The organism is Azospirillaceae bacterium (genome assembly GCA_028283825.1).
Classification (GTDB): Bacteria; Pseudomonadota; Alphaproteobacteria; order Azospirillales; family Azospirillaceae; genus Nitrospirillum.
Map to the genome: position 1 here is coordinate 1,715,315 of JAPWJW010000001.1, position 24,519 is coordinate 1,739,833.

22 protein-coding genes and 1 pseudogene are annotated in these 24,519 nt (G+C 68.2%); 11 read left to right on the forward strand and 12 right to left on the reverse strand.

Annotation, left to right across the window (positions count from 1 at the left end):
* Positions 1-26: 26 nt before the first annotated feature.
* The 3 genes from PW843_07020 to lptF all read right to left on the reverse strand — a co-directional run bounded on the left by PW843_07020 (position 27) and on the right by lptF (position 3,743).
* Complete coding sequence (locus PW843_07020; protein MDE1146363.1) at positions 27-1,376, reverse strand: peptidylprolyl isomerase; 1,350 nt, start codon at positions 1,374-1,376, stop codon at positions 27-29.
* Between the two features lie 104 nt (positions 1,377-1,480).
* On the reverse strand, positions 1,481-2,590 hold the full coding sequence (lptG, locus tag PW843_07025; GenBank protein ID MDE1146364.1) for an LPS export ABC transporter permease LptG: 1,110 nt from the start codon (positions 2,588-2,590) through the stop codon (positions 1,481-1,483).
* A gap of 4 nt (positions 2,591-2,594) precedes the next feature.
* Positions 2,595-3,743 carry an LPS export ABC transporter permease LptF gene (gene lptF / locus PW843_07030; protein ID MDE1146365.1) on the reverse strand — a complete coding sequence of 383 codons (1,149 nt, stop codon included), beginning with the start codon at positions 3,741-3,743 and terminating at the stop codon, positions 2,595-2,597.
* A gap of 394 nt (positions 3,744-4,137) precedes the next feature.
* Here lptF and PW843_07035 point away from each other — a divergent pair, with 394 nt between their 5' ends.
* From PW843_07035 to PW843_07050, 4 genes are all read left to right on the forward strand, one after another.
* Positions 4,138-5,631: a leucyl aminopeptidase gene (locus PW843_07035; GenBank protein ID MDE1146366.1), complete on the forward strand. Its 1,494-nt coding sequence runs from the start codon at positions 4,138-4,140 to the stop codon at positions 5,629-5,631.
* Between the two features lie 79 nt (positions 5,632-5,710).
* Complete coding sequence (locus PW843_07040; protein MDE1146367.1) at positions 5,711-6,157, forward strand: DNA polymerase III subunit chi; 447 nt, start codon at positions 5,711-5,713, stop codon at positions 6,155-6,157.
* Positions 6,158-6,282: 125 nt separating this feature from the next.
* Positions 6,283-7,398 (forward strand): alpha/beta hydrolase fold domain-containing protein, encoded by a 1,116-nt coding sequence (locus PW843_07045; protein MDE1146368.1) that lies wholly within the window; start codon positions 6,283-6,285, stop codon positions 7,396-7,398.
* 138 nt (positions 7,399-7,536) lie between these two features.
* Positions 7,537-8,811, forward strand: coding sequence for a hypothetical protein (locus PW843_07050; GenBank protein MDE1146369.1), 1,275 nt, complete (start codon positions 7,537-7,539; stop codon positions 8,809-8,811).
* A 7-nt stretch (positions 8,812-8,818) separates the two neighbouring features.
* On the opposite strand, the gene PW843_07055 is transcribed toward PW843_07050, so the two are convergent.
* Positions 8,819-9,193: a type II toxin-antitoxin system VapC family toxin gene (locus PW843_07055; protein MDE1146370.1), complete on the reverse strand. Its 375-nt coding sequence runs from the start codon at positions 9,191-9,193 to the stop codon at positions 8,819-8,821.
* Entirely contained in the window at positions 9,190-9,426 is a 237-nt protein-coding gene (locus PW843_07060; GenBank protein ID MDE1146371.1) for a type II toxin-antitoxin system prevent-host-death family antitoxin, read from the reverse strand. The genes PW843_07055 and PW843_07060 overlap by 4 nt, the downstream gene beginning before the upstream one ends.
* Before the next feature lie 143 nt (positions 9,427-9,569).
* Between PW843_07060 and PW843_07065 the strand changes: the two genes are divergently transcribed.
* From PW843_07065 to PW843_07090, 6 genes are all read left to right on the forward strand, one after another.
* Positions 9,570-10,301 (forward strand): response regulator transcription factor, encoded by a 732-nt coding sequence (locus tag PW843_07065; GenBank protein MDE1146372.1) that lies wholly within the window; start codon positions 9,570-9,572, stop codon positions 10,299-10,301.
* A complete protein-coding gene (locus PW843_07070; GenBank protein MDE1146373.1) occupies positions 10,298-11,671 on the forward strand; it encodes an ATP-binding protein in 1,374 nt (457 codons plus the stop codon). The genes PW843_07065 and PW843_07070 overlap by 4 nt, the downstream gene beginning before the upstream one ends.
* 87 nt (positions 11,672-11,758) lie before the next feature.
* Positions 11,759-12,499 carry a carbonic anhydrase gene (locus PW843_07075; GenBank protein ID MDE1146374.1) on the forward strand — a complete coding sequence of 247 codons (741 nt, stop codon included), beginning with the start codon at positions 11,759-11,761 and terminating at the stop codon, positions 12,497-12,499.
* A 10-nt stretch (positions 12,500-12,509) separates the two neighbouring features.
* The gene (locus tag PW843_07080; GenBank protein MDE1146375.1) at positions 12,510-14,045 is read left to right on the forward strand and encodes a SulP family inorganic anion transporter; all 1,536 of its coding nucleotides are present in this window, start codon (positions 12,510-12,512) and stop codon (positions 14,043-14,045) included.
* 33 nt (positions 14,046-14,078) lie between these two features.
* On the forward strand, positions 14,079-14,432 hold the full coding sequence (locus PW843_07085; protein ID MDE1146376.1) for a hypothetical protein: 354 nt from the start codon (positions 14,079-14,081) through the stop codon (positions 14,430-14,432).
* 250 nt (positions 14,433-14,682) lie between these two features.
* On the forward strand, positions 14,683-15,735 hold the full coding sequence (locus PW843_07090; GenBank protein ID MDE1146377.1) for an HPP family protein: 1,053 nt from the start codon (positions 14,683-14,685) through the stop codon (positions 15,733-15,735).
* 1 nt (position 15,736) lies between these two features.
* Here the strand turns inward: PW843_07090 and mltG are convergent, their stop codons facing one another.
* From mltG to PW843_07120, 6 genes and pseudogenes are all read right to left on the reverse strand, one after another.
* The gene (gene mltG / locus PW843_07095; protein ID MDE1146378.1) at positions 15,737-16,768 is read right to left on the reverse strand and encodes an endolytic transglycosylase MltG; all 1,032 of its coding nucleotides are present in this window, start codon (positions 16,766-16,768) and stop codon (positions 15,737-15,739) included.
* The gene (fabF, locus tag PW843_07100) at positions 16,765-18,036 is read right to left on the reverse strand and encodes a beta-ketoacyl-ACP synthase II (GenBank protein ID MDE1146379.1); all 1,272 of its coding nucleotides are present in this window, start codon (positions 18,034-18,036) and stop codon (positions 16,765-16,767) included. The genes mltG and fabF overlap by 4 nt, the downstream gene beginning before the upstream one ends.
* 150 nt (positions 18,037-18,186) lie before the next feature.
* The gene (locus PW843_07105) at positions 18,187-18,423 is read right to left on the reverse strand and encodes an acyl carrier protein (protein ID MDE1146380.1); all 237 of its coding nucleotides are present in this window, start codon (positions 18,421-18,423) and stop codon (positions 18,187-18,189) included.
* Positions 18,424-18,615: 192 nt separating this feature from the next.
* Positions 18,616-19,353, reverse strand: a complete 738-nt coding sequence (gene fabG, locus PW843_07110) for a 3-oxoacyl-[acyl-carrier-protein] reductase (protein ID MDE1146381.1) — start codon at positions 19,351-19,353, stop codon at positions 18,616-18,618.
* 25 nt (positions 19,354-19,378) lie between these two features.
* A pseudogene (fabD, locus tag PW843_07115) lies at positions 19,379-20,318 on the reverse strand (ACP S-malonyltransferase).
* Between the two features lie 205 nt (positions 20,319-20,523).
* The gene (locus PW843_07120; protein MDE1146382.1) at positions 20,524-21,504 is read right to left on the reverse strand and encodes a LysR family transcriptional regulator; all 981 of its coding nucleotides are present in this window, start codon (positions 21,502-21,504) and stop codon (positions 20,524-20,526) included.
* A 109-nt stretch (positions 21,505-21,613) separates the two neighbouring features.
* Between PW843_07120 and PW843_07125 the strand changes: the two genes are divergently transcribed.
* Positions 21,614-22,549: a DMT family transporter gene (locus PW843_07125; protein ID MDE1146383.1), complete on the forward strand. Its 936-nt coding sequence runs from the start codon at positions 21,614-21,616 to the stop codon at positions 22,547-22,549.
* Between the two features lie 5 nt (positions 22,550-22,554).
* On the opposite strand, the gene PW843_07130 is transcribed toward PW843_07125, so the two are convergent.
* Positions 22,555-24,474 (reverse strand): phospholipase D-like domain-containing protein, encoded by a 1,920-nt coding sequence (locus tag PW843_07130; GenBank protein MDE1146384.1) that lies wholly within the window; start codon positions 24,472-24,474, stop codon positions 22,555-22,557.
* Positions 24,475-24,519 lie beyond the last annotated feature (45 nt).

Here is a 24,519-nt window from a genome sequence, read left to right on the forward strand (position 1 = left end):
AACAGGGGGCTGGCCGCCCCCTGTCCTCAACTGCGGATGTCGATGGTGGCGGACCGACGCAGGTCGCGCAGCTGACGGCGCTGCAGCATGTCCATGCGTTCGCCACCGATCATGTTGGCGATCTGGTCGCGGCCGGGCGCGCTGCCCTCCGGAACCTTGCGGTCACAGACCATCAGCAGCATCAGGCCGGCCTGGGTTTCCAGCGGATCGGTGGCCTGGCCAACACCCAGGCGGCCGATCAGCTTGGCCACGTCGCCGGGGATGTCGCCCAGGCGGGTCATGCCCTGCGCACGCGTGGCGGCACCCGGCAGGTTGGCCTTGGCGGCGGCGGCCAGCGCCTCACAGCTATGGGCGCTGTCGCCGATCTTCTTGATTTGCTGGCCAAGGGCCTGGGGGTCGCTGCCGGGGGGAACGGGGACCACCACCTGCCCCACCGCCACCTGGATGTCATTGGGATCGCCGGCCGTCACCACGCGTTCATCGCGCACCAGGAAGATGTAGTAGCCACCGGCGCCACGCAGCGCCACCGACACCTGGCCCGTGGGCAGGCGCTGCAACGCATGATCCAGCGCCGGCTCCAACTGGCCTTGCTGCACCCAGCCCATGTCGCCGCCAGCGGCGGCCGTGGCGCTCTGCGAGAACTGCTGGGCCACGGCGGCGAAGTTGGCGCCATGGGTGATTTCGCCCACCAGCTTGTCAGCCAGCTGGTGTGACTCCTGGTCCGCCTTGGGGTTGTCGACGGCGATGAAGATTTCCGTCAGCAGGTATTCCGGCTTGCCCGCATTGGCGATGATGCGCTGGGTGCGGCTGTCGATCTCCTCATCGCTCACCTGGATGGTGGGGCGGATGCGGCGCTGCACCACCTTGCTCCACGCGATGGAGGCGCGCATCTGCTCCTTCAGGGAGGAAACGGGAACGCCGCTGCGCTCCAGCGTGGCGGCGAACTCTTCCGGCGTGGACGCCTTGTTCTGCTTGGCCAGGCGGCCGAACTCGCGGTCCACTTCCTCATCCGTCACGACTAGGTTGTTCTTCTGCGCTTCCTGCAGTTCCAGCTTCTCATCAATCAGCAGGCGCAGCACCTGGGGCTTCAGCTTCTGGCTGACGTCGGGCGTGTCCGGCAGGCCGGTGTTGATGATGGCCAGGCGCATGCGGCCGCTGAGGTCGGTCTGGGAGATGGCCTCGTCATTCACGACGGCCACGATCCGCTCCTCCGGCTCGGCCACCGACGACACCCGGGGCCCCGGCAGCGTGGCGCCGCCGCCGGCGGCCACCGTCCGGGGGCCGGCCAACTGCGCCCACGCGGGCGCCGCCAGGCAGGTGGTCAAGGTCAGGCCAAAAGCAAACGCGGCAGCGGAACGGCGGGAGAACTGGATCATCTGACCTTACCGAGAAAGCGAGGAACGAACGTTATAGTGCCAAGGGAATGCGAAGGCAAACGGGGCGCCGGGCCGGGATGGCAAATCCGGATCGGGCCGGCCGCTCAGCCGTCCTCCAGATGCAGCAGGGCCGCGGCCCCCAGCATGAGACAGATGCCGGCCGGTGCCCAGGCCGCCAGGAACACGGGCAAAACACCGCTACGCCCTAGCGCCAGGATGATGTTCTGGCTGACGAACAGCACCAGCGCGGTCACCAGGCCGGTGCCCAGCATCTGCAAGGTGCCGCCCCGCCGCGCATGGCGCAGCGAGAAGGTTCCGGCCAGGAAGACCATGGCGCAGAAGAACGCCGGCACCGCCAGCAACGACTCGTAGTACATGCGGTGGCGCACGGACGACAGGCCCGTCTGCTCCAGCGTCTGGATGAAGCCCGGCAGTTCCCAGAACGACAGGGTGTCCGGCTGGGCGAAACTTTCCTGGATGCGCGCCTCGGTCAGGTCGGTGGGCAGCGCCGTCACGTCCACATGCTGGGTCGGCCGGCCCGGGCGGTTCAGCCAGGCGTTGCGCAGCACCCATTGGCCCTTCTGCAACTCGGCCGTCTCGGAATCCAGCCGGCCGATGGGGACATGGTCGTTGTCGGCGCCGAACAGCAGGATGGTGACCGTGCGCAGGTTCACGGGCTTGCCCGGTCCCACCGATTCCGCATGGATCAGGTAGTTGCCGTTCTCCCCCTCCTGCACCTGGCGCAGCCACACGCCGGACCGCGCCACGTCCAGCGAACTCTGCTGGCCGCGCAAGTAACGGCTTTCCAGCTGCTCATACCGGGTCAGCATGGTGGCGAAGACGGGGCTGAGCAGGGTGATGTTGAGGACCCCGGCCAGCAGCGCCGTCAGCAGCACCGGCGTCATGAACTGCCAGACGGAGATGCCGGCGGCGCGCACCACCACCAGCTCGGCGCTGCGGGTCATGCGGAAGAAGGTGTACATGGCGCCGAACAGCACGCCGAAGGGGAAGATCTGCTGCCCGATCTCCGGCAGCTTCAGCACGGCCATGCCCAGCACGATCTGGAAGGTGGCGTCGGTCTTGGCCGCGGCACGGCGCAACAGCTCCACCGTGTCCAGCAGCCAGACGAGCGCCAGCATGCCGCCCAGGATGACGATGAACCAGAAGACGAACTGGCGGGTGATGTAGACGGAAAGCGTCGGGGAAATGCGCATGGGATCAGGCCGTCTTTCCACCCAGCGTCCCGGAGGGCGGGGACGCCGCCCGCTTGGGCCCGCTCCGCCTCAGCCGCCGCCAGTTCTGCAGATACCAATAGCCGCCGAACACCGGCACGATACCCACCAGGTAGAGCACCACGTTGAACGCCTGGGTCTTCACCGCCAGGTTGGAAATGCCCAGCATCATGGCCTGCAGCAGCATGCCGAAAATCACGGCCAGGGCGATGCGGCGCGCCTGCCCCCGGCGGGAGAATTCACCCGACATCAGGGCGGTCAGCCCCAGCATGGCGAAGGCCGGGGCCAGCAACGGCGTCGCGAAACGCTGGTGCAGTTCCTGGTTCAGGCGGGGGCGCAGCATCGTGTCCATCGGGATCCCGGTGTCGAACAGCAGGTCGCTCAGCGGCCGCTCACGCGGGTCCGGCCAGCGCGGCGGCTCCCCGGCGTTCAGCACCTTCAGGTCCACGGTATAGCGCTGGAATTCCAGGTTGGAGGCATGGCCCGTGTCGCGGTCGTATTCCTGGCGCACGCCGTCATAGACGATGACGCGGGGCCCGGCCTCCGCCGTCACCAGGATGCCGTGGTCCGCGATGATCATGATGGGGTGCTGCGGCTTGCTGGCGTCATAGATGATCAGGCCGCTCAACATCCCCTCGGCACCACGCTGGCGGACGTAGACGGTCTTGCCCTCGCCCACGTCGTTGAACATGCCTTCACGCAGCAGCACGGAAGAATAGTCGGTGCGAATTTCCTCGCGCAGGCGCACGAACTCGCGTTGCGCCGCGGGCGCCAGGAACAGGTTCAGCAGCAGGCACAGCACCAGCACCACGGCCGACATCTGCAAGGCCGGGCGGGCCAGGGTCAGCGGCCCCATGCCGGCCGCGCGCATCACCACCAGTTCGCTGTCCAGCGTCAGGCGGTTATAGGTGAACAGCGTGGCGATCAGCACGCCCCAGGGCATGACCAGCGCCAGGAAGGTGGGCAGGGTGGAGAACGCCAGGCGCAGGAACATGGTGATCGGGGCGCCGCCCTCGACCACAAGCTGGATCAGGCGCAGGGATTGCGTCATCCAGATGGTCGAAGACAACCCGGCGGTGACGAAGACCATCGCCACGACGAGGTTGCGCGACAAATACCGACCGATCAGGTTCATCGTACTCCACAACGCATAAAAACGGGCCCGCCCGGCGGCACCCCGCCGGTGGTTCCCTCACCACACCTCAAACGCCAAGACCGTTCCCATATGGGGGCCCGCCGGCCCGGCCAGTATAGGCCCCCGCATTTTGGCGAAACCGGGGCATACGAGGACCGACGCGCGCCTTGACAGAGGATGGCACGGTGTTCTTATCGACTCCTGTTGCCAGAAACAACCGCCGGGGCGCCGCAGGGCCGGATTTCGCCCCTGGATTTCAGGCGGCCCTGGACTTTGAGTAACGGCGTACAACATTGAGAAATCCTGTATAGCTGGGTAAACGCCATAAGGCGCAGTCATTCGCGGCGGGGACGATCCTCCGGCCCGTCGCCAGGGACCACCAAGAGAGGCCAAGATGAAGATCGCTTACGCCCAATCCGCCCTGCCCGCCGCCGGCACGCTGGCCATCACGGTGACGCAGGGGCGCGGGCTGGGCCACCTGGGCACCGAACTGGACCAGAAGGCCGGCGGCGCGCTGGTGCGCGCCATGGAGGCCGGGCGCTATACCGGCAAGGCGGATGAGACGCTGACCCTGCTGGCCCCGGTCGGCACCGACTACACCCGCATTCTGCTGGTCGGCATCGGCACGCCGGAGAAGGCGACGGACCTGACCGCCCAGTCGCTGGGCGGCACCGTGGCCGTCAGCCTGGCCAAGGCCGGCGACTCCGACGTCACCCTGGTGCTGGACGGCCATGACGGCGTGGCCCTGCCGGCCGCGACCTTCGCCGCCAACGTCGGCTTCGGCGCCCGCCTGCGCAGCTACCGCTTCGACAAGTACCGGACCAAGGAGCCCAAGGACCAGAAGCCGACGCTGAAGAAGCTGACGCTGGCGACGGCGGAGCATGCCGGCGCCAAGAAGGCCTATGGCAAGCTGGAGAAGATCGCCGACGGCGTGTTCCTGACCCGCGACGTGGTGTCGGAACCGCCGAACGTCATCTACCCGGAAACCTTGGCGGAGCGCTGCCAGGCCCTGGCCGACCTGGGTGTCGAGATCGAGGTGCTGGACGAGAAGAAGATGGCCAAGCTGGGCATGGGCGCCCTGCTGGGCGTGGGCCAGGGCTCGTCCCGTCCGCCCCGGCTGGTGATCATGCGCTGGAACGGCGGCGGTAAGGCCGACGCCCCCGTGGCCTTCGTCGGCAAGGGTGTCACCTTCGACACCGGCGGCATCTCCATCAAGCCGGCTGGCGGCATGGAAGACATGAAGTGGGACATGGCGGGCTCCGGCGCCGTCATCGGCCTGATGGCCGCCTTGGCCGGCCGCAAGGCCAAGGCCAACGTGGTCGGCGTGGTGGCCCTGGTTGAGAACATGCCCGACGGCAACGCCCAGCGCCCGGGCGACGTCGTCACCAGCATGTCCGGCCAGACGATCGAGGTGCTGAACACCGACGCCGAAGGCCGCCTGATCCTGGCCGACGCGCTGTGGTACACCCAGGCCACCTTCAAGCCCAAGTTCATGGTGGACCTGGCGACCCTGACCGGCGCCATCATCGTGTCGCTGGGCAATGAGCATGCCGGCCTGTTCTCCAACAACGACGAACTGTCGCAGCGCCTGACCGACGCCGGCCTGAAGACGGGTGAGACCCTGTGGCGCATGCCGCTGGGCGCCGCCTACGACAAGGACATCGACTGCGACGTCGCCGACATGAAGAACATCGGCAGCCCCGGCAAGGCCGGCAGCATCATCGGTGCGGTGTTCCTGCAGCGCTTCGTCAACGACGTGCCGTGGGCCCACCTGGACATCGCCGGCACTGCCTGGACCAAGAAGGACGGCGCCACCGTGCCCAAGGGTGCGTCAGGCTACGGCGTGCGCCTGCTGGACCGGCTGGTGGCGGATTATTACGAAGGCTGACAACGCCCCATGTTGTCAGGGTAAGATCGGGGGCGGTCCGGCAGCGGGCCGCCCCTTTTCATTCGCGGCCGGGACAATGATGACCGAGGTCAACTTCTACCACCTGCAACGGCGCAGCCTGGAACAGACCCTGCCCGACCTGCTGGAGCGGTCTTTGGCACGCGGCTGGCGGGCCGTCGTGCTGTCCACGGCGGAGGAGCGGACGGAGCAGTTGGCCCAGCACCTGTGGACCTGGCGGCCGGACAGCTTCCTGCCGCACGGCACGGCCAAGGACGGGCACGCCGCCGACCAGCCGGTCTGGCTGACGACGACGGATGAGCGGCCCAATGAGGCCCAGGTGCTGTTCCTGACCGACGGCGCCACCAGCGCGCGCATGGCCGAATACACCCGCGTCTGCGACATCTTCGACGGCGCCGATCCCGACGCCGTCACCGCCGCCCGCCTGCGCTGGAAGGCCGCCAAGGATTTGGGCCTGGACCTCACCTATTGGCAGCAGACGGAGAAGGGCTGGGAAAAGAAAGCCTGAAAGCCTTTTCTTTTCAGCACTGACAGCCTTTCGACCACCTGGCGGCCACGCCTGGACGCCGGCCTGTCGGCAGAACAGACTTATGGTTGAGCCTGCCCCATCGGCATCTTTCCGGACGGGGACCCATGATGGCTTTGCTTACATCGATCGCGCGCCTGCTGTTGCCCCTGTCCCTCTCCGTCCCGCTGGCCGCCATGGCGGCGGAGCCGGCGGCCAGCACGCCCAAGCCCGAGGCCATCACGGTCGATGCCGACGGCACCATCCATGTCGACGGCCTGGCCGTGCCACTGTCGGATTTCCTGAGCCCCGAAGCCAAGGCGGTACAGGCGGCACGCCTGGTGCGCCCGCCCGTACCGGTGCTGCGCGAAGATGGCGTCCCGGCCGCCCGCGCCGGCACCGACACCTTCCAGAAAGCCGTCACGGCCAAATGGCTGGCCGTCTATCCCGCGCGCATCGAAACGGTGACGATGAATGGCGTGCGCACCGACGTGGTGACGCCGGCCAGCGGCGTGGCGCCCGAGAACCAGCACCGGGTGCTGATCAACCTGCATGGCGGCGGCTTCTTCGCCGGTGCCGTTTCCGGCGGCCTGGCGGAATCGGTGCCGGTGGCTGGCCGCGGCCGCATCAAGGTGGTGACCGTCGATTACCGCCTGGCGCCGGAGAACCGCTTCCCCGCCGCGTCGGAGGATGTGGAGCAGGTCTACCGCGCCCTGCTGAAGCAGTACAAACCGGCGGAGATCGGCATCTACGGCTGTTCGGCCGGCGGCACGCTGGTGGCGCAGTCGGTGGCGTGGCTGCAAAGCCGCAAGCTACCCATGCCGGGCGCCGTCGGCATCTTCTGTTCCGGTGCCATGCCGGGCTTCTGGTACGGCGGCGATTCCTTCGCCACCACCCAGATGATGAACGCCCGCCTCCAGGCGACCGACGACGACATGAAAAACGGCGCCGGCAGCCTGTACCTGGCCGGCCGCGACCAGAACGACCCGCTGATCAGCCCGGCCCTGTTCCCCGAGGTGCTGGCCAAGTTCCCGCCCACCCTGCTGGTCACCAGCACCCGCGACAGCGCCATGAGCAACGCGCTGATCACCAACACCCGCCTGCTGGCGGCCGGCGTGGAAACCCAGCTGTTCGTGCAGGAAGGCCTGGGCCATGGCGAGTTCACCTACGTCGTCGGCAGCGATGAGGCCAAACAGGCCTACGACGTCATCTGGCGATTCTTTAACAAGCACCTGGCGCGATAAGGCGGAACGCGCAACCAGCCGGAAACCCACCAATACGCCGTTGTTGCCGGCCGGTTATTTTTGGTAACGGCCGGCGGAGCGGCCATTGCCTTGGCACCGGCTTTCCCTACCATCGTCCGAACAGACGGGGGATGGGCGATGGGACTGACGCGGCGCGTAGCGGGTTTGGTTTGCGGGCTGGCCATCGTTCTCAGCCCGGTGGCGCACGCCGCCTTACCCGCCATCACGGTGGCGACCGACGCCGACAACCACGCGCGGTTCGTCACGGCGGATGGTCGCCCTTTCATCCCGCAGGGCGTCAACTGGGTGGTGGTCTCACCGGGCACACCCGCCACCCAGCAGAACATCAGCTTCAACCCGGACTATTACCCGGCCCATCGCACGGCCATCCATCAAAGCCTTCGGGCAATCGCCCGCGACGGGTTCAATTTCGTCCGTATCCGGCTGGACGCCGTCGGCATCGCGGGCCCCGCCGGAACGTTCGGCCTGAACCCCACCTACATGGCCAATGTCATCGACTTCATCCGTGCCGCCGCGGCCGAGGGCCTGTATGTGGAGCCGACCGGGCAATGGCTGCCCGCCAATTACTACATGCTGGTACCCCGCGACGGCTTCCCGGAACCGGACCGACAGAACACCGCCGGCATCAATGAGATGCTGTTGAGCCGGGGGGAAAGCCACGCCTACGGCCGTTATATCGCCGACGTGCTGGCGGCCATCAAGGCGGCCGACCCGCACCTGCTGTCCGCCGTCTTCTGCGTCGATCTGTGGAACGAACTGGGCTTTGAGTCCAAGGACCTGCCCTTCTCCCGCGAGACCGGCCGCTATACGGCGGAGGATGGCAGCGTCATCGACCTGTCCGACGCCACCAGCCGCCAACGCCTGGCGGACGCGGCCACCACGCGGTGGATCGACGGCGTAATCGCGGAGGCCAAGCAGGCGGCACCCGGCATGCTGTTCACCGCCAGTGTCTTCAGCCCCCTGGACGTCTTCCGCCCCGGCTATGTCGGCGTGTTCCAGCACGACGCGAAATGGGGCGACCCGCGCCAGCCCCTGCGGCTGTCGGCCATCCAGGACTCAAAGGCCGACTTCCTGGAAATCCACCTCTATCCCCACACGGCGGGGGCCACCCTGGACGACCAACTGGCCTCGCTGGAATATTCCCCCACCCGCGACAGCAAACCGGTGCTGCTAGCGGAAACCGGCGCGTTCAAGGGCGAGATCAAAGACATCGGCCAGGTCGATGCCACCCTGCGGGGCGTGCTGCGCCAGTCCTGCGCCCTGCATTTCGCCGGCTGGGCCTATTGGACCTGGGACACGGACGGGCAGACGGATCTGTGGAACCTGAAGGAAAACGGCGGCTACCTGGAAAAGCGGCTGTCGCCGAAGTTTTTCGACTGGTGCAAGGCGTGACAGGGCATCAAGGATCGCCGGCAATGGCCCCATAACTTAGGATTTTTCCGTCGCGGGTCAGCAGCGCCAGATTATCGACGCGCGACTGCGCGATCAGCATTCGGTCAAACGGGTCGCGATGAATGGCGGGCAAGGCCAGCACTGCTTGGCAGTGGGCTGGCGTAACCAGCAACAGGTCTATGCCGTGAGGAAGCGTGAACAGACGGGCATCGTCGTCAATGCGCCCCAGCCCCATCAGCAAAGCGATTTCCCATAGGCTAACCGCGCTTACATAGCGGATGACCGCCTGATCGATATGCGCGCGCTCATCCTGTGTTAGGCGCGCCGAATCCGTTCGCAGCCATAGGTAAATGTGGGTATCGAGCAAGACGGCCTTGCTCATAAATCGTCATGTCCCGGCATGAAGTCGGCGATCATGTCTTCCGGTAGCGCCAAATCCTCATCAATGCGCAAGCCCGCCAAGTCGTCATAGGTGACCGGTTGACTGGCCAAGCCTGTCAATCGCGCCACCGGCCGGCCGTTGCGGGTCACGATGATTTCTTCACCCGCCTCCGTCCGGGCCACCAGGGACGCGAACTCCGCCTTGGCCTGTGCGATCGATACGGCCGTACCCATGGCGTCCATCCTAAAATGACCATCCATGGTCATCATCTGCCCATCCTCCTTAGTCGTCAACCAGCGCCCTTCCCCTGTGCATATGCAGCATGGACGGGCGCCCGCCCCCTGGAACCGGCGGCGCGCATCCTTATCTAAGGCCGATGAACAGCCTATCCATCGCGCGCATCCTGGTGGTCGAGGACGACCCGGCCATGCGCACCCTGATCGTGCGCGTGTTGCGGGAGAACGGGTTCGAGCCGTTGGGCGTGCGCGATGGGCGGGAGATGGCCCAGGCCCTAGGCCAGGGAGCCTTCGACCTGGTCCTGCTGGACGTCATGCTGCCGGGCCAGAGCGGCCTGGACATCTGCCGCGACCTGCGGCGCGACAGCCACGTCCCCATCATCATGGTCAGCGCCCATGGCGAGGAGATCGATTTGGTCCTGGGGCTGGAGATGGGGGCCGACGATTATGTGCCCAAGCCCTTCAGCGCCAAGGAACTGCTGGCCCGCATCCGCGCCCTGCTGCGCCGCGCGGCGCACCCCCGCAACGGCGATGCCGGCGGCACCATCGGCACCACCCCGCAGGACGCGATGGAATTCGCCGGCTGGCGCCTGGATCGCCGCCGCCGTGAACTGACCGACCCCGAAGGTGTCGCGGTCGAGCTGTCGGGGGCGGAGCATGACCTGCTGGTCAGCTTCCTGGAGAACCGCCAGCGGGTCATCGGCCGCGACCGCTTGCTGGAACTGTCCCGCGTGCGCCTGGGCGACGTGTCGGACCGTAGCGTCGATGTGCTGGTCAGCCGTTTGCGCCGCAAGCTGAACGATGACAACCGGCTGATCCGCACGATACGCGGCGTGGGCTATATCTTCACCGCCGACGTGACGGTGTTATGAGGCGCCTGCGCCATTGGCTGGGCCGCTTGTGGCCGCGCAGCCTGATCGGCCGGCTGGCCGTGGTGCTGTTCGGCGCCGTGCTGCTGGCCGTCATCGGCAACGCCGTCGTTCTGGGCCAGGCGGAACAGACCTACGGCGATGAGAGCCAGGCCTGGCACATCGCCGAACAGGTGGAAACGGCCGGCCACGTGCTGGTGGCCATCGATCCCGCCCGCCGCGCCACCGTGGCGAGTTCGCTGTCCACCGGTTATCTCGCCTTCACCTGGAACACCGTCCCCAATGCCCGCGTGGTCCAGGGCGACACCCCGGACGGACGGCGCCTGCGGCGGGAGATGATCACCCACCAACCGGCGCTGGCCGACCTGGACCTGCGCCTGCGCGCGACCAGCCAGCCGCCGGTGAAGGCCTTCGATGGCGACCTGCGGCTGGTGGACGGCAGCATCCTGTCCTTCCACCTCACCAACCTGCAATCGCCGGTGCCGGTGATCTATGCCCAGCTGGGGTCCATCGCCCTGCTGTCCATCGGCGTGCTGCTGATGGCCCTGCTGCTGGTCCAGACCCTGGCGGCACCATTGAAAACGCTGGTGAAGGCGGCGGACGCCATCGGCAACGGCCCGCCCGTGCTGATCCCGCCGCGCGGACCACAGGAAATCCGCCACGTGGCCCAGGCCTTCAACGCCATGCAGCAGCGCATCGACCGCCTGATCAGCAGCCGGACGCAGGCGCTGGCCGCCGTATCGCACGATCTGCGCACCCCCATCGGCCGCCTGCGCCTGCGCGCCGGTTTCCTGCCGAACGCGGAGGAACGCACCGCCTTCGACGCCGACCTCAATGAGATGGAGGCCATGGTCAAGGACCTGCTGGACTATCTGGGCGGTGACGAAGACCCGGAGAAGCCGCGGCGCAGCGACCTGCCGGCCCTGCTGAACACCCTGGTGGACAACGCCACCGACGCCGGCCACGTCGCCAGCTACGACGGGCCCGAGCGGCTGGCCCTGACCTTCCGGCCGCTGGGCATGCGCCGCGCCCTGTCCAACATCATCAACAACGCCCTGGCCTATGGCGGCACCGCCCGGGTGGAGGTGCGCGACACCGGCGTCTCCGCCCTCATCTCCATCAGCGACGACGGGCCCGGCATCCCCGACGGCGCGTTCGAGATGGTGTTCGAGCCCTTCCACCGCATGGAGGAATCCCGCAACCGCGCCACCGGCGGCACCGGCCTGGGCCTGACCATCGCCCGCCAGGCGGTGCGGCGCGACGGCGGCACCATCGCCCTGCGCAACCGGCCGGAGGGCGGGCTGACGGTGACCATTACGATACCGAAACAGGATGCGGCCCCGCAAAAAAGCGCCAGACACACTTTGTCATAAACGAAACGCATCCGGGAAAAACTGGGGCCTTACGTTTCTTGGTGACCCCGAGAGGGGACCATCAACGAACGCGAGGGTCTTCCCATCATGGACAGCATCATCGACGGCGTTTCGCACTTCCGATCCGTTGTCTTCCCGGAGCAGCGGTCCCTCTACAAGAAGCTGGCCCACCACGGACAGCGGCCCAAGGCCCTGGTGATCTCCTGCGCCGACAGCCGTGTCGTGCCCGAGATCATCACCCAGAGCGCGCCGGGCGAGATGTTCGTCTGCCGCAACGCCGGCAACATCGTGCCGCCCTTCAGCCAGGCCAACGGCGGCGTCTCTTCCGCCATCGAGTACGCGGTGGTGGGCCTGGGCGTGATGGACATCGTGGTCTGCGGCCATTCCGACTGCGGCGCCATGAAGGCCCTGCTGCACCCCGCACCGCTGAAGGACATGCCCAACGTCGCCGCCTGGTTGCGCCACGCCGAATCCGCCCACCGCGTCCTGCATGAGGCCTACGACCATGCGGCACTGACGGACCAGGAGGCGACACGCCTGCTGTCCATGGAGAACGTGGTGGCGCAGTTGAACCACCTGCGCAGCCACCCCTCCGTCGCCGCCCGGCTGGCCGCCGGCCAACTGAACCTGCACGGCTGGTTCTTCGACCTGGAAAACGGCCACATCCTGGCGCTGGACGGCGACACCGGCAAGTTCCAGCCGGTGGGCGACAGCAACCAGACCCTGCAGGTGGCCGTGCGCGGCCTGCGCCGAGCGGTGACCGACACGCCCTGCTGCAAGCATCACCCCGCCGCGAAACCGGCGCTGGAACCGGCGGCGGCCGAGTGAGGACGGGACGATGACGCGGCGGCTCTTGCCCGCCACGCTGGGGCGTGACCTTCCCGCCTCCATCGTGGTTTTCCTGGTGGCGATGCCCCTGTGCATGGGCATCGCCATCGCCTCCGGCGCCCCGCCTGAAAAGGGGCTGATCACCGGCATCATCGGCGGCCTGGTCGTGGGCCTGCTGGCGGGATCGCCCTTGCAGGTCAGCGGTCCCGCCGCGGGTCTGGCGGTGATCGTCTTCGAACTGATCCGCGACGCCGGCATCGGTGCCCTGGGCCCCGTGCTGATCCTGGCCGGCCTGATCCAGGTGGCGGCTGGCTTGCTGAAACTGGGGCAGTGGTTCCGCGCCATCTCCCCCGCCGTGGTGCACGGCATGCTGGCCGGCATCGGCGTGCTGATCGTGGCGGGGCAGTTGCACGTCATGCTGGACGCCAAGCCCCAGGCGGGCGGCCTGGCCAACATCGTGGCCGCCCCCGCCGCCTATTTCGGCCTGTTCCCGTTCAGCGGGGATGCCGCCGAGGCGGCGCTGGGCATCGGCCTGCTGACCATCGCCACCATGCTGGTGTGGGAATGGGCGCGTCCCCAGCGCCTGCGGCTGGTGCCGGGCGCCCTGGTGGGCGTGGCCGTGGCCACCCTGGCGGCCACCATGCTGCACCTGCCGGTCACCCGCGTGGCCGTGCCGGAAAGCCTGTGGGCCACCATCCAGGCGCCCAGCCTGAATGAGGCCCTGTCGGTGATGGCGCAGCCCCAGCTGCTGGTCATGGCGCTGGCCATCGCCTTCATCGCCAGTGCCGAAACCCTGCTGTCGGCGGCGGCGGTGGACCGCATGCATGACGGCGTGCGCACCAACTACAACCGGGAACTGACGGCCCAGGGCGTGGGCAACCTGCTGTGCGGCCTGGCCGGCGCCCTGCCCATGACCGGTGTCATCGTGCGCAGTTCCGCCAATGTCCAGGCCGGCGCCACCACCCGCCTGTCCACCATCCTGCACGGCGTGTGGATCCTGGGCGCCGTCGCCCTGCTGCCCTGGCTGCTGCGTGCCATCCCCATGTCGGCGCTGGCCGGCGTGCTGGTGGTCACGGGATATCGCCTGGTCAGCGTCGCCCATGCCCGCCACCTGTTCGAACGCTACGGCGCCCTGCCGGCCGCCATCTGGGCCGTCACCCTGGTCACCGTCGTCGCGACCGATCTCTTGACCGGCGTGCTGGTGGGCCTGGGCCTCAGCCTGCTGGAACTGCTGCCCTGGGCGCGCCGCCTGCGCCTGCTGGTGGTGACCCGCGAGAAGGCGCCCGGCGAATGGGAGGTGGTGCTGGCGGGTTCCGCCAGCCTGGTGCAACTGCCCCGCCTGGCCCAGGCGCTGGAGGGCGTGCCGCCCGCCGCCCGCGTCACCCTGCGCCTGCGCTCCCTCTGGTTCGTGGACCACACCTGCGCCGAACTGATCAGTGGCTGGATGGACCGCCGCCGCAGCCAGGGGGAGCACGTGACCATCGACGACGGCGCGGTCGAGCGCCATCAGGCCCTGGCCGCCAAACTACAGGTCAGCCACGGCTGAACCGCCCATCCCTTTCATCACAAGGAGAGAGAAATGCGATCCATCGTTCGGAAAACCCTGGCCGTCACCACCCTGGCGGCGGTCCTTGCCATCCCCGGCCTGGCCCTGGCCGCCGGCACCAACACCATCCCGGCCGTCACGGTGACGGCGGCGCAGACCGACGCCGCCCGCCGCGTCTGCCGCGACACCCTGGGCCTGGCCCCCGCCAACACCGAATTTGCGGCATGCGTCGACAGCCTGAAGAACCAGGCCACCGCCGCCCAGCAACCGGTGCCCGAGGCCCGCGCCTGCGCCGAGATGGGCCATACCCCCGACGGCACCGACCATCGCCACTGCGTCGCCCGCCTGACCGCCGCCGTCAGCCACGCGCAGACGACGGTGAACTGAGCCCCGTCCGTCATCCTGTTTGCCAATCGGGCGGCGGCTTGACTGCCCGGGTGGTCTCCCATCCATCCGGTCCCCAAACCCACCGTCCGCCCGTGCCCATTCCCCGTCCCCCGGGGAATGGGCTTTTTTCGTACCCGCGGCAGTCCCATGGTTGGGGTTCCACCCCATCGCCCGGCGTGATACATCGTGGCACGATAAGATTGATTCAATTTACATCTTATCCAACACTAAACCCACCTGTGCCGCCCCCATGCATCCCTATCTTCGCTCCTTCCGTCCCACCCAGCCAGCCCTGCCCATGGCCGCCCGCCTGCGCATCTTCGCCGGCGCCCTGCTGGGTATCCTGCTGACCACGCTGGTCAGCCGCTGGTGGCTGGGCACCGCGTCCGGCCTGCCCTATCTGGTGGCGCCCATCGGCGCGTCCAGCGTGCTGGTGTTCGCGGCCCCGGCCACGCCGCTGGCCCAGCCCTGGGCGGTGTTCGGCGGCAATGTGGTCTCAGGTCTGGCCGGCGTGCTATGCGCCCGGCTGATCCCCGATCCCATGCTGGCCGGCGCTTGCGCCGTCGCCCTGGCCGTCCTGGCGATGTCGTGCCTGCGCTGCCTGCATCCGCCGGGCGGGGCGGTGGCCCTGACGGCCGTGCTGGGCGGGCCGGCCATCCAGGCGGCGGGCTTCGGCTTCGTGGCGGCACCGGTGGCGGTGAACACCGCCCTGCTGGTGATCATGGGCCTGGCCTTCAACAACCTGACCCGCCATCGCTATCCCCACGTGGCACCGGCACAGCCGCAAGCCGCCGCCAAGGGCCCCGGCTATACGGCGGAGGATTTGGACCTGGTGCTGGCCCAGTACGGCGAACAGTTGGACGTGGCGCGCGACGATCTGGACGCCGTCTTCCGCCAGGTGGAGGCCCGCGCCTACCAGCGCCGCCATGGCGACATCCGCTGCGGCGCCATCCAGGCCAAGGTGCCGGTGGCGGTGGGACCGGAGGACACGGTAGCCACCGTGCGCGGCCTGCTGGCCGACTATCACCTGCGCAGCGTGCCGGTGACGGATGAAACGGGGCGCCTGCTGGGCGTGGTGCCGGCACAGGCCGCGACAGTCCCCGGCCGCCAGGGCGTACGCCGCCTGATCCAGCCCGCCGTCACCGCCCTGGCCGCCACACCGGTGGTGAACATCCTGCCGGCCATGACCAGCGGGGCGTTCGAGGCCATGGTGGTGGACAAGGATGGCCGCCTGACCGGCCTGATCACCAGCGCCGATCTGCTGGCGGCGCTTTATGGCAATGAGCCGGTCCTGGCCGGCTAGCTCAGCGCTGCGCTTTTTCCCGCAGGTCACGCCATTTATCAACGTTGCGGTTATGCTCCGCCAGCGTGGACGCGAAGGCGTGGCCGCCGCTGCCGTCGGCGACGAAATAGAGGTCGTCGCTGTTCAACGGATTGGCGGCGGCACGCAGGGCGGCACGGCCCGGGTTGGCGATGGGGCCGGGCGGCAGGCCGGTCACGGCATAGGTGTTGTAGGGCGACTCCACCGCCAGATCGGCATGCGTCAGGGTACGGTCCAGCGGGCCCGTGCCCTTGGCCAGGATGTAGATGACCGTAGGGTCGGATTGCAGGCGCATGCCCAGCCGCAGGCGGTTGTAGAAGACGGCGGCGATGTGCGGCCGCTCGGCCGGCACGCCCGTCTCCTTCTCCACCAGGGAGGCCAGGGTCACCATCTCCTCCGGCGACTTCAGCGCCACGCCGGCGGCACGGGCGGCCCAGGCCTCATCCACCGCCTTGCGCATGGCGGCCTGCATCCGCTCCACCATCTGCGCCCGGGGATAGTTCAGGCCGAAGAAATAGGTCTCGGGCAGCAGGCTGCCCTCCGCCGGCTTCTCGGTGACGGGGCCGAACAAGGCGGGCTCCGCCTCGATCAGGGCCACCACCTGGGCGGCGGTCAGCCCCTCCGGAATGGTCAGGCGATGCACCACGGTCTTGCCGCTGCGCAGGAGGGCGATGGTGTCCCGCAGCGATATGCGGGCGGGAAAGGCGTATTCCCCCGGCTTCAGCGCCTGGGTGCTGCCGCTCAGGCGGGCGGCCGCCACCAGGTCCATGTCGCCGCGCACCACGCCGGCATCGGCCAGGGTGCGGGCCATGGCCTGCAGGCCGCCGCGGGAGCCGACGATGACGGTGCTATCCTGCGCCAGGGGGCCGGGATCGACGTAGCGGTGATAGCCCATCCAGGCCAGCGCCGCGGACACCAGAATCACCAAGGCCGCCGCCTGGAACAGACGGCGGCCCCAGGAACTGCCCCCTTTGCGGGGACCGGCCGGTGCCGGTCCCTGAGCCTTGGCGGTCACGAGCCGGTGTATTCCTTGAAGACCAGCGAGGCGTTGGTGCCGCCGAACCCGAAGGAGTTCGACAGGGCCGCACGCACCCGGCGCTTCTTGGAGACCTTCGCCACCAGGTCAACGCCAGCGCATTCGTCGGACGGGTTGTCCAGGTTCAGCGTGGGCGGCACGGCCTGGTCGCGGATGGCCAGGATGGAGAAGATGGCCTCGATGGCGCCCGCCGCCCCCAGCAAATGGCCGGTGGCCGACTTGGTGGAGGACATGGAGGCGGTGTTCAGGGCCTCACCGAACAGGCGCTTCACGGCACCCAGTTCGATCAGGTCGCCCAGCGGGGTGGAAGTGCCGTGGGCGTTGACATAGTCGATGTCGGCCGGGGTCATGCCAGCGCGCTTCAGCGCCATGGCCATGGAGCGATAACCACCGTTGCCATCATCCGCCGGGGCGGTGATGTGGTGGGCGTCGCCCGACAGGCCGTAGCCCACGACCTCGGCATAAATCTTGGCGCCGCGGGCCTTCGCGTGCTCCAGCTCTTCCAGGACGACGACGCCGGCGCCCTCGCCCATGACAAAGCCGTCGCGGTCCTTGTCATAGGGGCGCGAGGCCTTGTCCGGCGTCTCGTTGAAGCCGGTGGACAGCGCGCGGGCGGCGGCGAAGCCGGCCACGCCCAGGCGGTTGATCGCGGCTTCGGCACCACCGGCGACCATCACGTCGGCGTCTTCCCACATGATCAGCCGGGCGGCGTCGCCGATGGCGTGCGCGCCAGTGGAGCAGGCGGTGACGGCCGAATGGTTCGGGCCCTTGAAGCCGTGGTTGATCGAGACATGGCCCGACACCAGGTTGATCAGGGCGGAGGGGATGAAGAACGGGGAGACGCGGCGCGGCCCCTTTTCCTTCAGCAGAATGGACGTCTCATAGATCGCGGACAGGCCACCGATGCCGGAGCCGATCATGACGCCGGTGCGTTCACGCTCTTCCTCGGTCTGGGGCTCCCAGCCGCTGTCCTTCACCGCCTGGGCCGCCGCGGCGATGCCGTAGAGGATGAAGTCGTCCATCTTCTTCTGGTCTTTGGGCGGCACGAATTCATCGGCATTGAAGGTGCCGTTGGTGCCGTCGCCCCGCGGAACCATGCCGCCGATCTTGGCGGGCAGGTCCGACACGTCGAAGGTGTCGATGGCGCGAATGCCCGACTGGCCGTCGAGCAGGTGTTTCCACGTGTGCTCAACGCCCGTGCCGAGAGGGGTGACCATCCCGAGTCCGGTGATGACGACGCGACGCATGGGTAGACCTGTACCTAGTTCCAGAAAAAGATAGTCCAGCAAAGACCGTCCCGGGTCGCCCATTCCCCGCCGTTTGCGGCGGCTGGGTCTCGGGTGGCGCTTCCAGCCCTATGGCGGTGCGCCACCCGATTTCCCGGGAAAGAAGGGGGATTAGCCCTGCTTGCTGGAAATGAAGTCGATGGCGTCCTTCACGGTCAGGATCTTCTCCGCCGCGTCGTCCGGGATCTCGATCCCGAACTCTTCCTCGAAGGCCATGACGAGTTCGACGGTGTCGAGGCTGTCGGCACCCAGATCATCGATGAAGCTGGCGGTGTCCGTGACCTTGCCCTCTTCCACACCCAGGTGCTCGACGACGATCTTCTTCACCCGTTCGGCGATGTCGCTCATTTCCTATACCTTCCCGAATTTCACAGTTGGGGTTGCTTGACAAACTTGGTTGATTGGCGTGGCACGTCCGGCACGGACGAAACTGAGCGCCCATCCTTTGGAAAAGTGCCGTCAGATACCACAGGTGGGCGCGTCTTGCCTAGCACCCGCCGTACTTGGGACCGACCTGGTCAAAGGCCAAGCCCCAAGGCCTCAAATCATGGCCATGCCGCCGTTGACGTGCAGCGTCTGGCCGGTGACGTAGCCGGCCTCGGTCGAGGCCAGGTAGAGCACGGCGGACGCGATCTCGTCCGGCGTGCCCAGGCGACCGGCCGGCACGCCGGCGGTCAGCTTTTCCTTCTGCGCGTCGGGCAGCACGTCGGTCATCGCGGTGGCGATGAAACCGGGCGCCACGCAGTTGGCGGTGATGTTGCGCGAGGCGACCTCGGCCGCCAGGGCCTTGGTCATGCCGATCATGCCGGCCTTGCTGGCGGCATAGTTGACTTGGCCCGGGTTGCCGGTGACGCCGACGATGGAGGTGATGCCGATGATGCGGCCCCAGCGGCGCTTCATCATGCCCTTCACCACGGCGCGGGACAGGCGGAAGGACGCGGTCAGGTTCACGTCGATGACCGACGCCCAGTCCTCATCCTTCATGCGCAGGATCAGGCCGTCGCGGGTCAGGCCGGCATTGTTCACCAGGATGTCCACCTGGCCCAGCTTGGTCTCCGCGTCCTTGGCCAGGGCCTCCACGGCCGCCGGATCGGACAGGTTGGCGGGCACGACGACGGCGCGGTCGCCCAACTCGGCCGCCAGGGCCTCCAGCGCCTCGACCTTGGTGCCCGACAGGGCGACGGTGGCGCCGGCCTGGTGCAGCGTGCGGGCGATGGCGGCACCGATGCCGCCGGAGGCGCCGGTGACGAGGGCGGTCTTGCCGGTCAAATCGAACATGGGATGTCCCCTATCGTCCTAAAGTTCAGGCCTTGAGGAAAGCTTCGATGTCGGCGGGCAGGCCCAGCGACACGGCGGTCATTTCCTTGTCGATACGCTTGGCCATGCCGGCCAGCACCTTGCCGGCGCCCAGTTCCACCAACTGTTCCACGCCCTGTTCCTTCATGAACAGCACGCTTTCGCGCCAACGCACGGAACCGGTGACCTGTTACCACCAGCAGGCGGCGGATTTCGGCGGGGTCGGTGACGGTGCTGGCGATGACGTTGGCGACCAGCGGCACGCGCGGCGCCTTGATCGCGGTATCGGCAAGCGCGTCGGCCATGGCATCGGCCGCCGGCTGCATCAGCGGGCAATGGAAGGGGGCGGACACCGGCAGCAGCACGGCGCGCTTGAAACCCCGCTCCGCCGCGATGGCGATGGCGCGTTCCACGGCGGCCTTGTGGCCGCTGATCACCACCTGGCCCGGCGCGTTGTCGTTGGCGGCGGTGCAGACCTCACCCTGGGCGGCGTCCTGCGCGATGCTGCGCGCGGCGTCGAAATCGGCGCCGATGATGGCGGCCATGGCGCCGACACCCACCGGCACGGCGCGCTGCATGCTCTGCCCCCGCAGCTTCAGCAGGCGGGCGGTATCGGCCAGGGTCAGGGCCCCGGCGGCGCACAGCGCGGAATATTCACCCAGGGAATGGCCGGCGACGAACTTGGCGGCCTTGGCCAGGTCCAGCCCGCCGTCCTTCTCCAGCACGCGGGCGACGGCCACGGACACGGCCATCAGGGCCGGCTGCGCGTTCTCCGTCAGGGTCAGCTCATCCAGCGGGCCCTCGAACACCAGGGCGGACAGCTTCTGCTTCAGCGCCTCATCCACCTCGCCGAAGACATCGCGGGCGGTGGTGAAGGCGTCGGCCAAGTCACGGCCCATACCCACGGCCTGGCTGCCCTGGCCGGGAAAGACGAAAGCGCGCGTCATTTGCAAATACCCTGGGAAACTAAAGTCCGGTTCGGTGCGCCTTCGCCAAGCACGGCCCATGACGATGAGCCCCGCCATGGCCGGAAGCCGGCACCGCAAGTCGCGCCATGCATACCGTCTGCAATCAATCTGTCAATCGTCATCACAAGGGGGGATGGGAAGTTGACGTGGGCTGCGCCTGGGTTTTCGGCCCCACGCTACCCCGTCAGGCCGCCGTCCAGGGGATGAAAGGCCGCCCACGCCCCTCCGGCGCCTCCTCCGCCAGGAAGGCGGCAAGCACGTCCGCATCCACCCCGGCCTCCACCGCGATGCGGCGCGCCAGGGTGGCCGACGCCGTCCGCAGGCGCCCCGGCGGCCGGTCCAGCCAATACCCCGTGGGGTTCAGCACCGTGCGCGGGTCGACCGGCACCACCCGGCCGCCGCGCAACTTGCCCTGCACCAGCGGCGGCCGCGCCAGGGCGATGCCCAGCCCGCAGGCGCAGGCGTCCAGCACCAGGTTGTAATCCTCGAACCGCCGATCCTGCGGCCGGGGGCGATAGTCCAACCCATGGGCACCGAACCACGCCCGCCAGCCGGTGGCGTCGGAGTCGTGGATCAAGGGAAAGGCCAGCAACCGCTCCGGATCCCCCGCCCCGATCCCATCCGCTAGGCCGGGGGCGGCGATGGGGTAGCACCATTCCTCGAACAACTTCAGCGACACCCGGCCCGGCATGGCGCCCCAGCCGCAGCGGATGGCCAGGTCCATGCCCTCATCCGCCAGATCCAGGGCGCGATGATCCACCGACAGCAAGATTCGGAGTGCGCCCCCCGGATCGGAGTCCTTACCCTCCAGCACGGTCAGGCGGGGCATCAGCCACAGCCCGCAGATGGACGGCAGGGATGTCAGGCGCACCACCGCCCCGCCCCGCGGCTCCGTCCAGCGGTTGGAGGTGCCGGCGATCAGGGCGAAGGCCTCGCTGGTGCGCTGGAACAGGCGCTGGCCGTCGGGCGTCATGGCGACACCGCGCGCCTGGCGGTGGAACAGGCGCAGGCCCAGCCACTGTTCCAGCTTGGCGATCTGCCTGCTGACGGCGCCATGGGTGACGTTCAGGCCCTCCGCCGCCGCGGAGAAGCTGCCGGTGCGGGCCGCCGCCTCGAAGGCGCGCAGCGCGTCCAGCGGCGGCAAGGGGGCTGAGCTGTGATCCATGCTCACAGTTGGCTGCCGATTTGTTCGATTGTCAATCATCAGTCAACCGGGCCTAGTGGGGGCCGGCGGTTGTTCCCGTCAACAGTTCCGGCTCGAAAGGTTTCCGCCCATGTCCCCCACGCCCGTCGCCGCCACCTGTGAATCCCCGGCCGCCGTGCCGGCCTCCGGCACCCCGCGCCTGGACGGCGCGACGCTCGCCACGGTGGTCATCACCATCATCATCTGGGCGTCGGCCTTTCCCGCCATCCGTGCCGGCCTGACCGCCTTCGGGCCGCTGGAACTGGGGGCGGCGCGCTTCGGCATCGCGGCGGTGCCGGCGGCCCTGTACCTGGCCATCACCCGCCCGGCCCTGCCCCGCGTGGCGGAGCTTTGGCGCTTCGCCACCGGCGGCCTGCTGTTCGTGGCCCTCTATACCGGCCTGCTGAACATGGGGGAGAAGACGGTGTCGTCGGGGGCCGCCGCCTTCATCATCAACATCAACCCCATCATCACCGCCGTGCTGGCCTCATCCCTGTTGGGGGAGCGATTCGGCCGCTGGGGCTGGATCGGCACCGCCGTGTCGTTCAGCGGCATCGGCCTGATCGCCCTGAATGAGGCGGTGGGCACCGGCCACGGCCTGCAACTGGGCTGGGGCGCCCTGCTGGTGCTGGGGGCGGCCCTCTGCAACTCCGTCACCACCGTGGTGCAAAAGCCCCTGTTCGCCCGCCACAAGGCCCTGACCGTGTCGGCCACCAACATGGTGGTGGGGGCGCTGGCCCTGTCGCCCTGGCTGCCCGGCGCCTATGCCCAGGCGCAAAGCGCCGCCGCGCCGGGCCTGGTGGTGGCCTTATACCTGGGCGTGATGCCCAGCCTGGTCGCCTACGCCACCTGGTCCATCGTGCTGTCGCGCCTGCCCGCCGCCCGCGCCAGCAACTTCCTCTACTGCGCCCCGCCGCTGGCTACGCTGATGGGCTTCCTCTGGCTGGGCGAGGTGCCGACGGTGATGGGTGTGGTCGGCGGCCTGATGGCGCTGGGCGGCGTGATCCTGGTGAACCTGAAACGGTGACGCCGTCAGCTGAGGAAGTACGCCAGTTCCTTGCCCCTGGTCCCCGCCAGATAGGCGTCCTGCCAGGTGTCCTTGGTGGACAGGAAACCGCCCTGGGGTGTCACCGGTGCGGCCTGGCCCTTGAGCAGGGCGTCGCGCAGCCGTTCTTCCAGGATGGCCCGCTGGCGGTAATGCTCATACACGTCCAGGACGTGGACGGCGTAGGCCTGGGCAAGGGCCTGGTTGCCCTGGATGACCAGCAGGTTGTCGTCGTTGGCGTATGACGCCTTGTAGCCCAGGTTGTGGCTGCCGGTAACGACCACGCAGTCTTCGTCGAAGGGATCGATCACCACGATCTTGTCATGGATGATGGCGGCCCCGGCGGTCAGCAGTTCCGGTTGCAGGTCGCCCGTGGGCGTATCGATGGCGGCGGCGCGCACCACCAGCACCTGCGGCGCGTCGGCCGGTGCATAGACGGACGGCCTGGGGATCTTGGCCTGGCCGTCGCCGCCTTCGTCCTTGTCATCCGCATCCCCCTCAATGGGCAGGGCCAGGGGGCTGCTGACAGCACCCATGACCATCAGGTCGGGACGCTGCCTGCCCAAATCCACCGCCGCCTCGATGATACTCTGTTTGCCTTCCAGCGAGGGGTAGAAGGTCAGGAACAGGATGGCGTGCCGCGCCCGATCCATCAGGGTGAAGACGTCGGCCAGGTCCGGCGGGGTGGCGGACGTCTTGGTGGTGGCCATCGTCGTGGGGGCGCACCAGATGCGCGGGTTGGCGCCGGCGGCCGGAAAGGCGTGGCCGCCCGCCTGGCGCAGGGGCTTTTGCTGGACGTTGTGGTTGGGGGCACCGGTGTCCACCTGCGTCGGGAAGCTGCCTGTGTCCGCCTTCAGCCGGTTCCAGTAATCCAGATAGATTTGTGCCAGGTCCGCCCGGGTGGTGGTGATGGTGTTGTTGGACTGGGTGCACAGGCCCGTGGGCGTCCAGTTGGTACTGCCCGACAGCAGGGCCAGCGGCCGGCCTTCCGCGTCGGTGTGCACCAGGAACTTGTTATGACCGATATGGGCGCTGTTGTTGAACAGCCGGTCCACGACTTCCGCCGCCGTGCCGTGCAGGGCCGTGCGCGCGGCGGCGTTGGTGCGGTCCCAGGCGGGGTTGGTCTTGGTCCCCTCCCCCGCCGTGGACAGGATCAGGTGCAGGCGTTTGCCCAGGCCCGTCAGCCCGGCCACCAGTTCAGCGTCCGACAGTTCATAGAGGGCGGCGTGGACGGTGTCGTCGGGCCCCACCCGTTGCAGGAAATCCGTCAGGGTGGGCAGCACATCGCCGGTCAGGAAAGTGCGGATGGGGTTTCCCGGCTGCTTCACCTGGTCCAGCACATAACCCTTGCTGGGCGCCTGGCCCGCCGGGGTGTGCAGCTGTTGGCGCAAGTTCTGCGTCGACAGGATGCCATTGGTGAAGACGGCGGAGAAATCACCGTACTCCCAAGTCACGGTGATGGCGTCGGTGGTCAGCGCCGGGCCGCAGACGAACAGGGGCAGGGGCGTGCCCGTATAGGCGCCGGGCTGGGCACTGCTGAAGGTTCCCGTCTGCGCCACCCAATCCGCCGCCGACGGCCGGCCGGGGGCAGCATAGCCCACCGGAACGATCTCGTAGTGGCAGGTGAAGGGCTGCCGGACATCCAGGCTGTCCCGGCTGCGCCGCAAGGTCAGGTCGCGCCAGGAAAACTTCTGCACCGGCCAGACGCTGGTGTCCTGCTGGCGCCAATCAGGATTGGACTGACCCTGGAAGGCCACCCAGGTGGGCAACAGCCGCCGCTCGCCATCCTGATGCACGCGCACGATCATGAAACCCAGCAGGCCGTCGATGCGGGCATCCGGACGCCACGCCAGATAGGCCACTTCATTGTTGCACCAGGCGCGCGCGGACACAGGGGACGGGCACATCGGGCACCTCCATCGCGGGGCGGATGCGCCATGGTGCACCGCCCA

Excerpts from the sequence above, each read along its gene's own strand:
- fabF (MDE1146379.1), bottom strand. The coding sequence starts at position 18,036 with ATGCGTCGCGTCGTCATCACCGGACTCGGGATGGTCACCCCTCTCGGC.
- PW843_07070 (MDE1146373.1), top strand. The coding sequence starts at position 10,298 with ATGAGGCGCCTGCGCCATTGGCTGGGCCGCTTGTGGCCGCGCAGCCTG.
- PW843_07055 (MDE1146370.1), bottom strand. The coding sequence starts at position 9,193 with ATGAGCAAGGCCGTCTTGCTCGATACCCACATTTACCTATGGCTGCGA.
- PW843_07035 (MDE1146366.1), top strand. The coding sequence starts at position 4,138 with ATGAAGATCGCTTACGCCCAATCCGCCCTGCCCGCCGCCGGCACGCTG.
- lptF (MDE1146365.1), bottom strand. The coding sequence starts at position 3,743 with ATGAACCTGATCGGTCGGTATTTGTCGCGCAACCTCGTCGTGGCGATG.
- PW843_07065 (MDE1146372.1), top strand. The coding sequence starts at position 9,570 with ATGAACAGCCTATCCATCGCGCGCATCCTGGTGGTCGAGGACGACCCG.
- PW843_07040 (MDE1146367.1), top strand. The coding sequence starts at position 5,711 with ATGACCGAGGTCAACTTCTACCACCTGCAACGGCGCAGCCTGGAACAG.
- PW843_07125 (MDE1146383.1), top strand. The coding sequence starts at position 21,614 with ATGTCCCCCACGCCCGTCGCCGCCACCTGTGAATCCCCGGCCGCCGTG.
- fabG (MDE1146381.1), bottom strand. The coding sequence starts at position 19,353 with ATGTTCGATTTGACCGGCAAGACCGCCCTCGTCACCGGCGCCTCCGGC.
- PW843_07080 (MDE1146375.1), top strand. The coding sequence starts at position 12,510 with ATGACGCGGCGGCTCTTGCCCGCCACGCTGGGGCGTGACCTTCCCGCC.
- lptG (MDE1146364.1), bottom strand. The coding sequence starts at position 2,590 with ATGCGCATTTCCCCGACGCTTTCCGTCTACATCACCCGCCAGTTCGTC.
- PW843_07060 (MDE1146371.1), bottom strand. The coding sequence starts at position 9,426 with ATGGGTACGGCCGTATCGATCGCACAGGCCAAGGCGGAGTTCGCGTCC.
- PW843_07075 (MDE1146374.1), top strand. The coding sequence starts at position 11,759 with ATGGACAGCATCATCGACGGCGTTTCGCACTTCCGATCCGTTGTCTTC.
- PW843_07090 (MDE1146377.1), top strand. The coding sequence starts at position 14,683 with ATGCATCCCTATCTTCGCTCCTTCCGTCCCACCCAGCCAGCCCTGCCC.
- PW843_07020 (MDE1146363.1), bottom strand. The coding sequence starts at position 1,376 with ATGATCCAGTTCTCCCGCCGTTCCGCTGCCGCGTTTGCTTTTGGCCTG.
- PW843_07105 (MDE1146380.1), bottom strand. The coding sequence starts at position 18,423 with ATGAGCGACATCGCCGAACGGGTGAAGAAGATCGTCGTCGAGCACCTG.
- PW843_07045 (MDE1146368.1), top strand. The coding sequence starts at position 6,283 with ATGATGGCTTTGCTTACATCGATCGCGCGCCTGCTGTTGCCCCTGTCC.
- PW843_07130 (MDE1146384.1), bottom strand. The coding sequence starts at position 24,474 with ATGTGCCCGTCCCCTGTGTCCGCGCGCGCCTGGTGCAACAATGAAGTG.
- PW843_07085 (MDE1146376.1), top strand. The coding sequence starts at position 14,079 with ATGCGATCCATCGTTCGGAAAACCCTGGCCGTCACCACCCTGGCGGCG.
- PW843_07050 (MDE1146369.1), top strand. The coding sequence starts at position 7,537 with ATGGGACTGACGCGGCGCGTAGCGGGTTTGGTTTGCGGGCTGGCCATC.
- PW843_07120 (MDE1146382.1), bottom strand. The coding sequence starts at position 21,504 with ATGGATCACAGCTCAGCCCCCTTGCCGCCGCTGGACGCGCTGCGCGCC.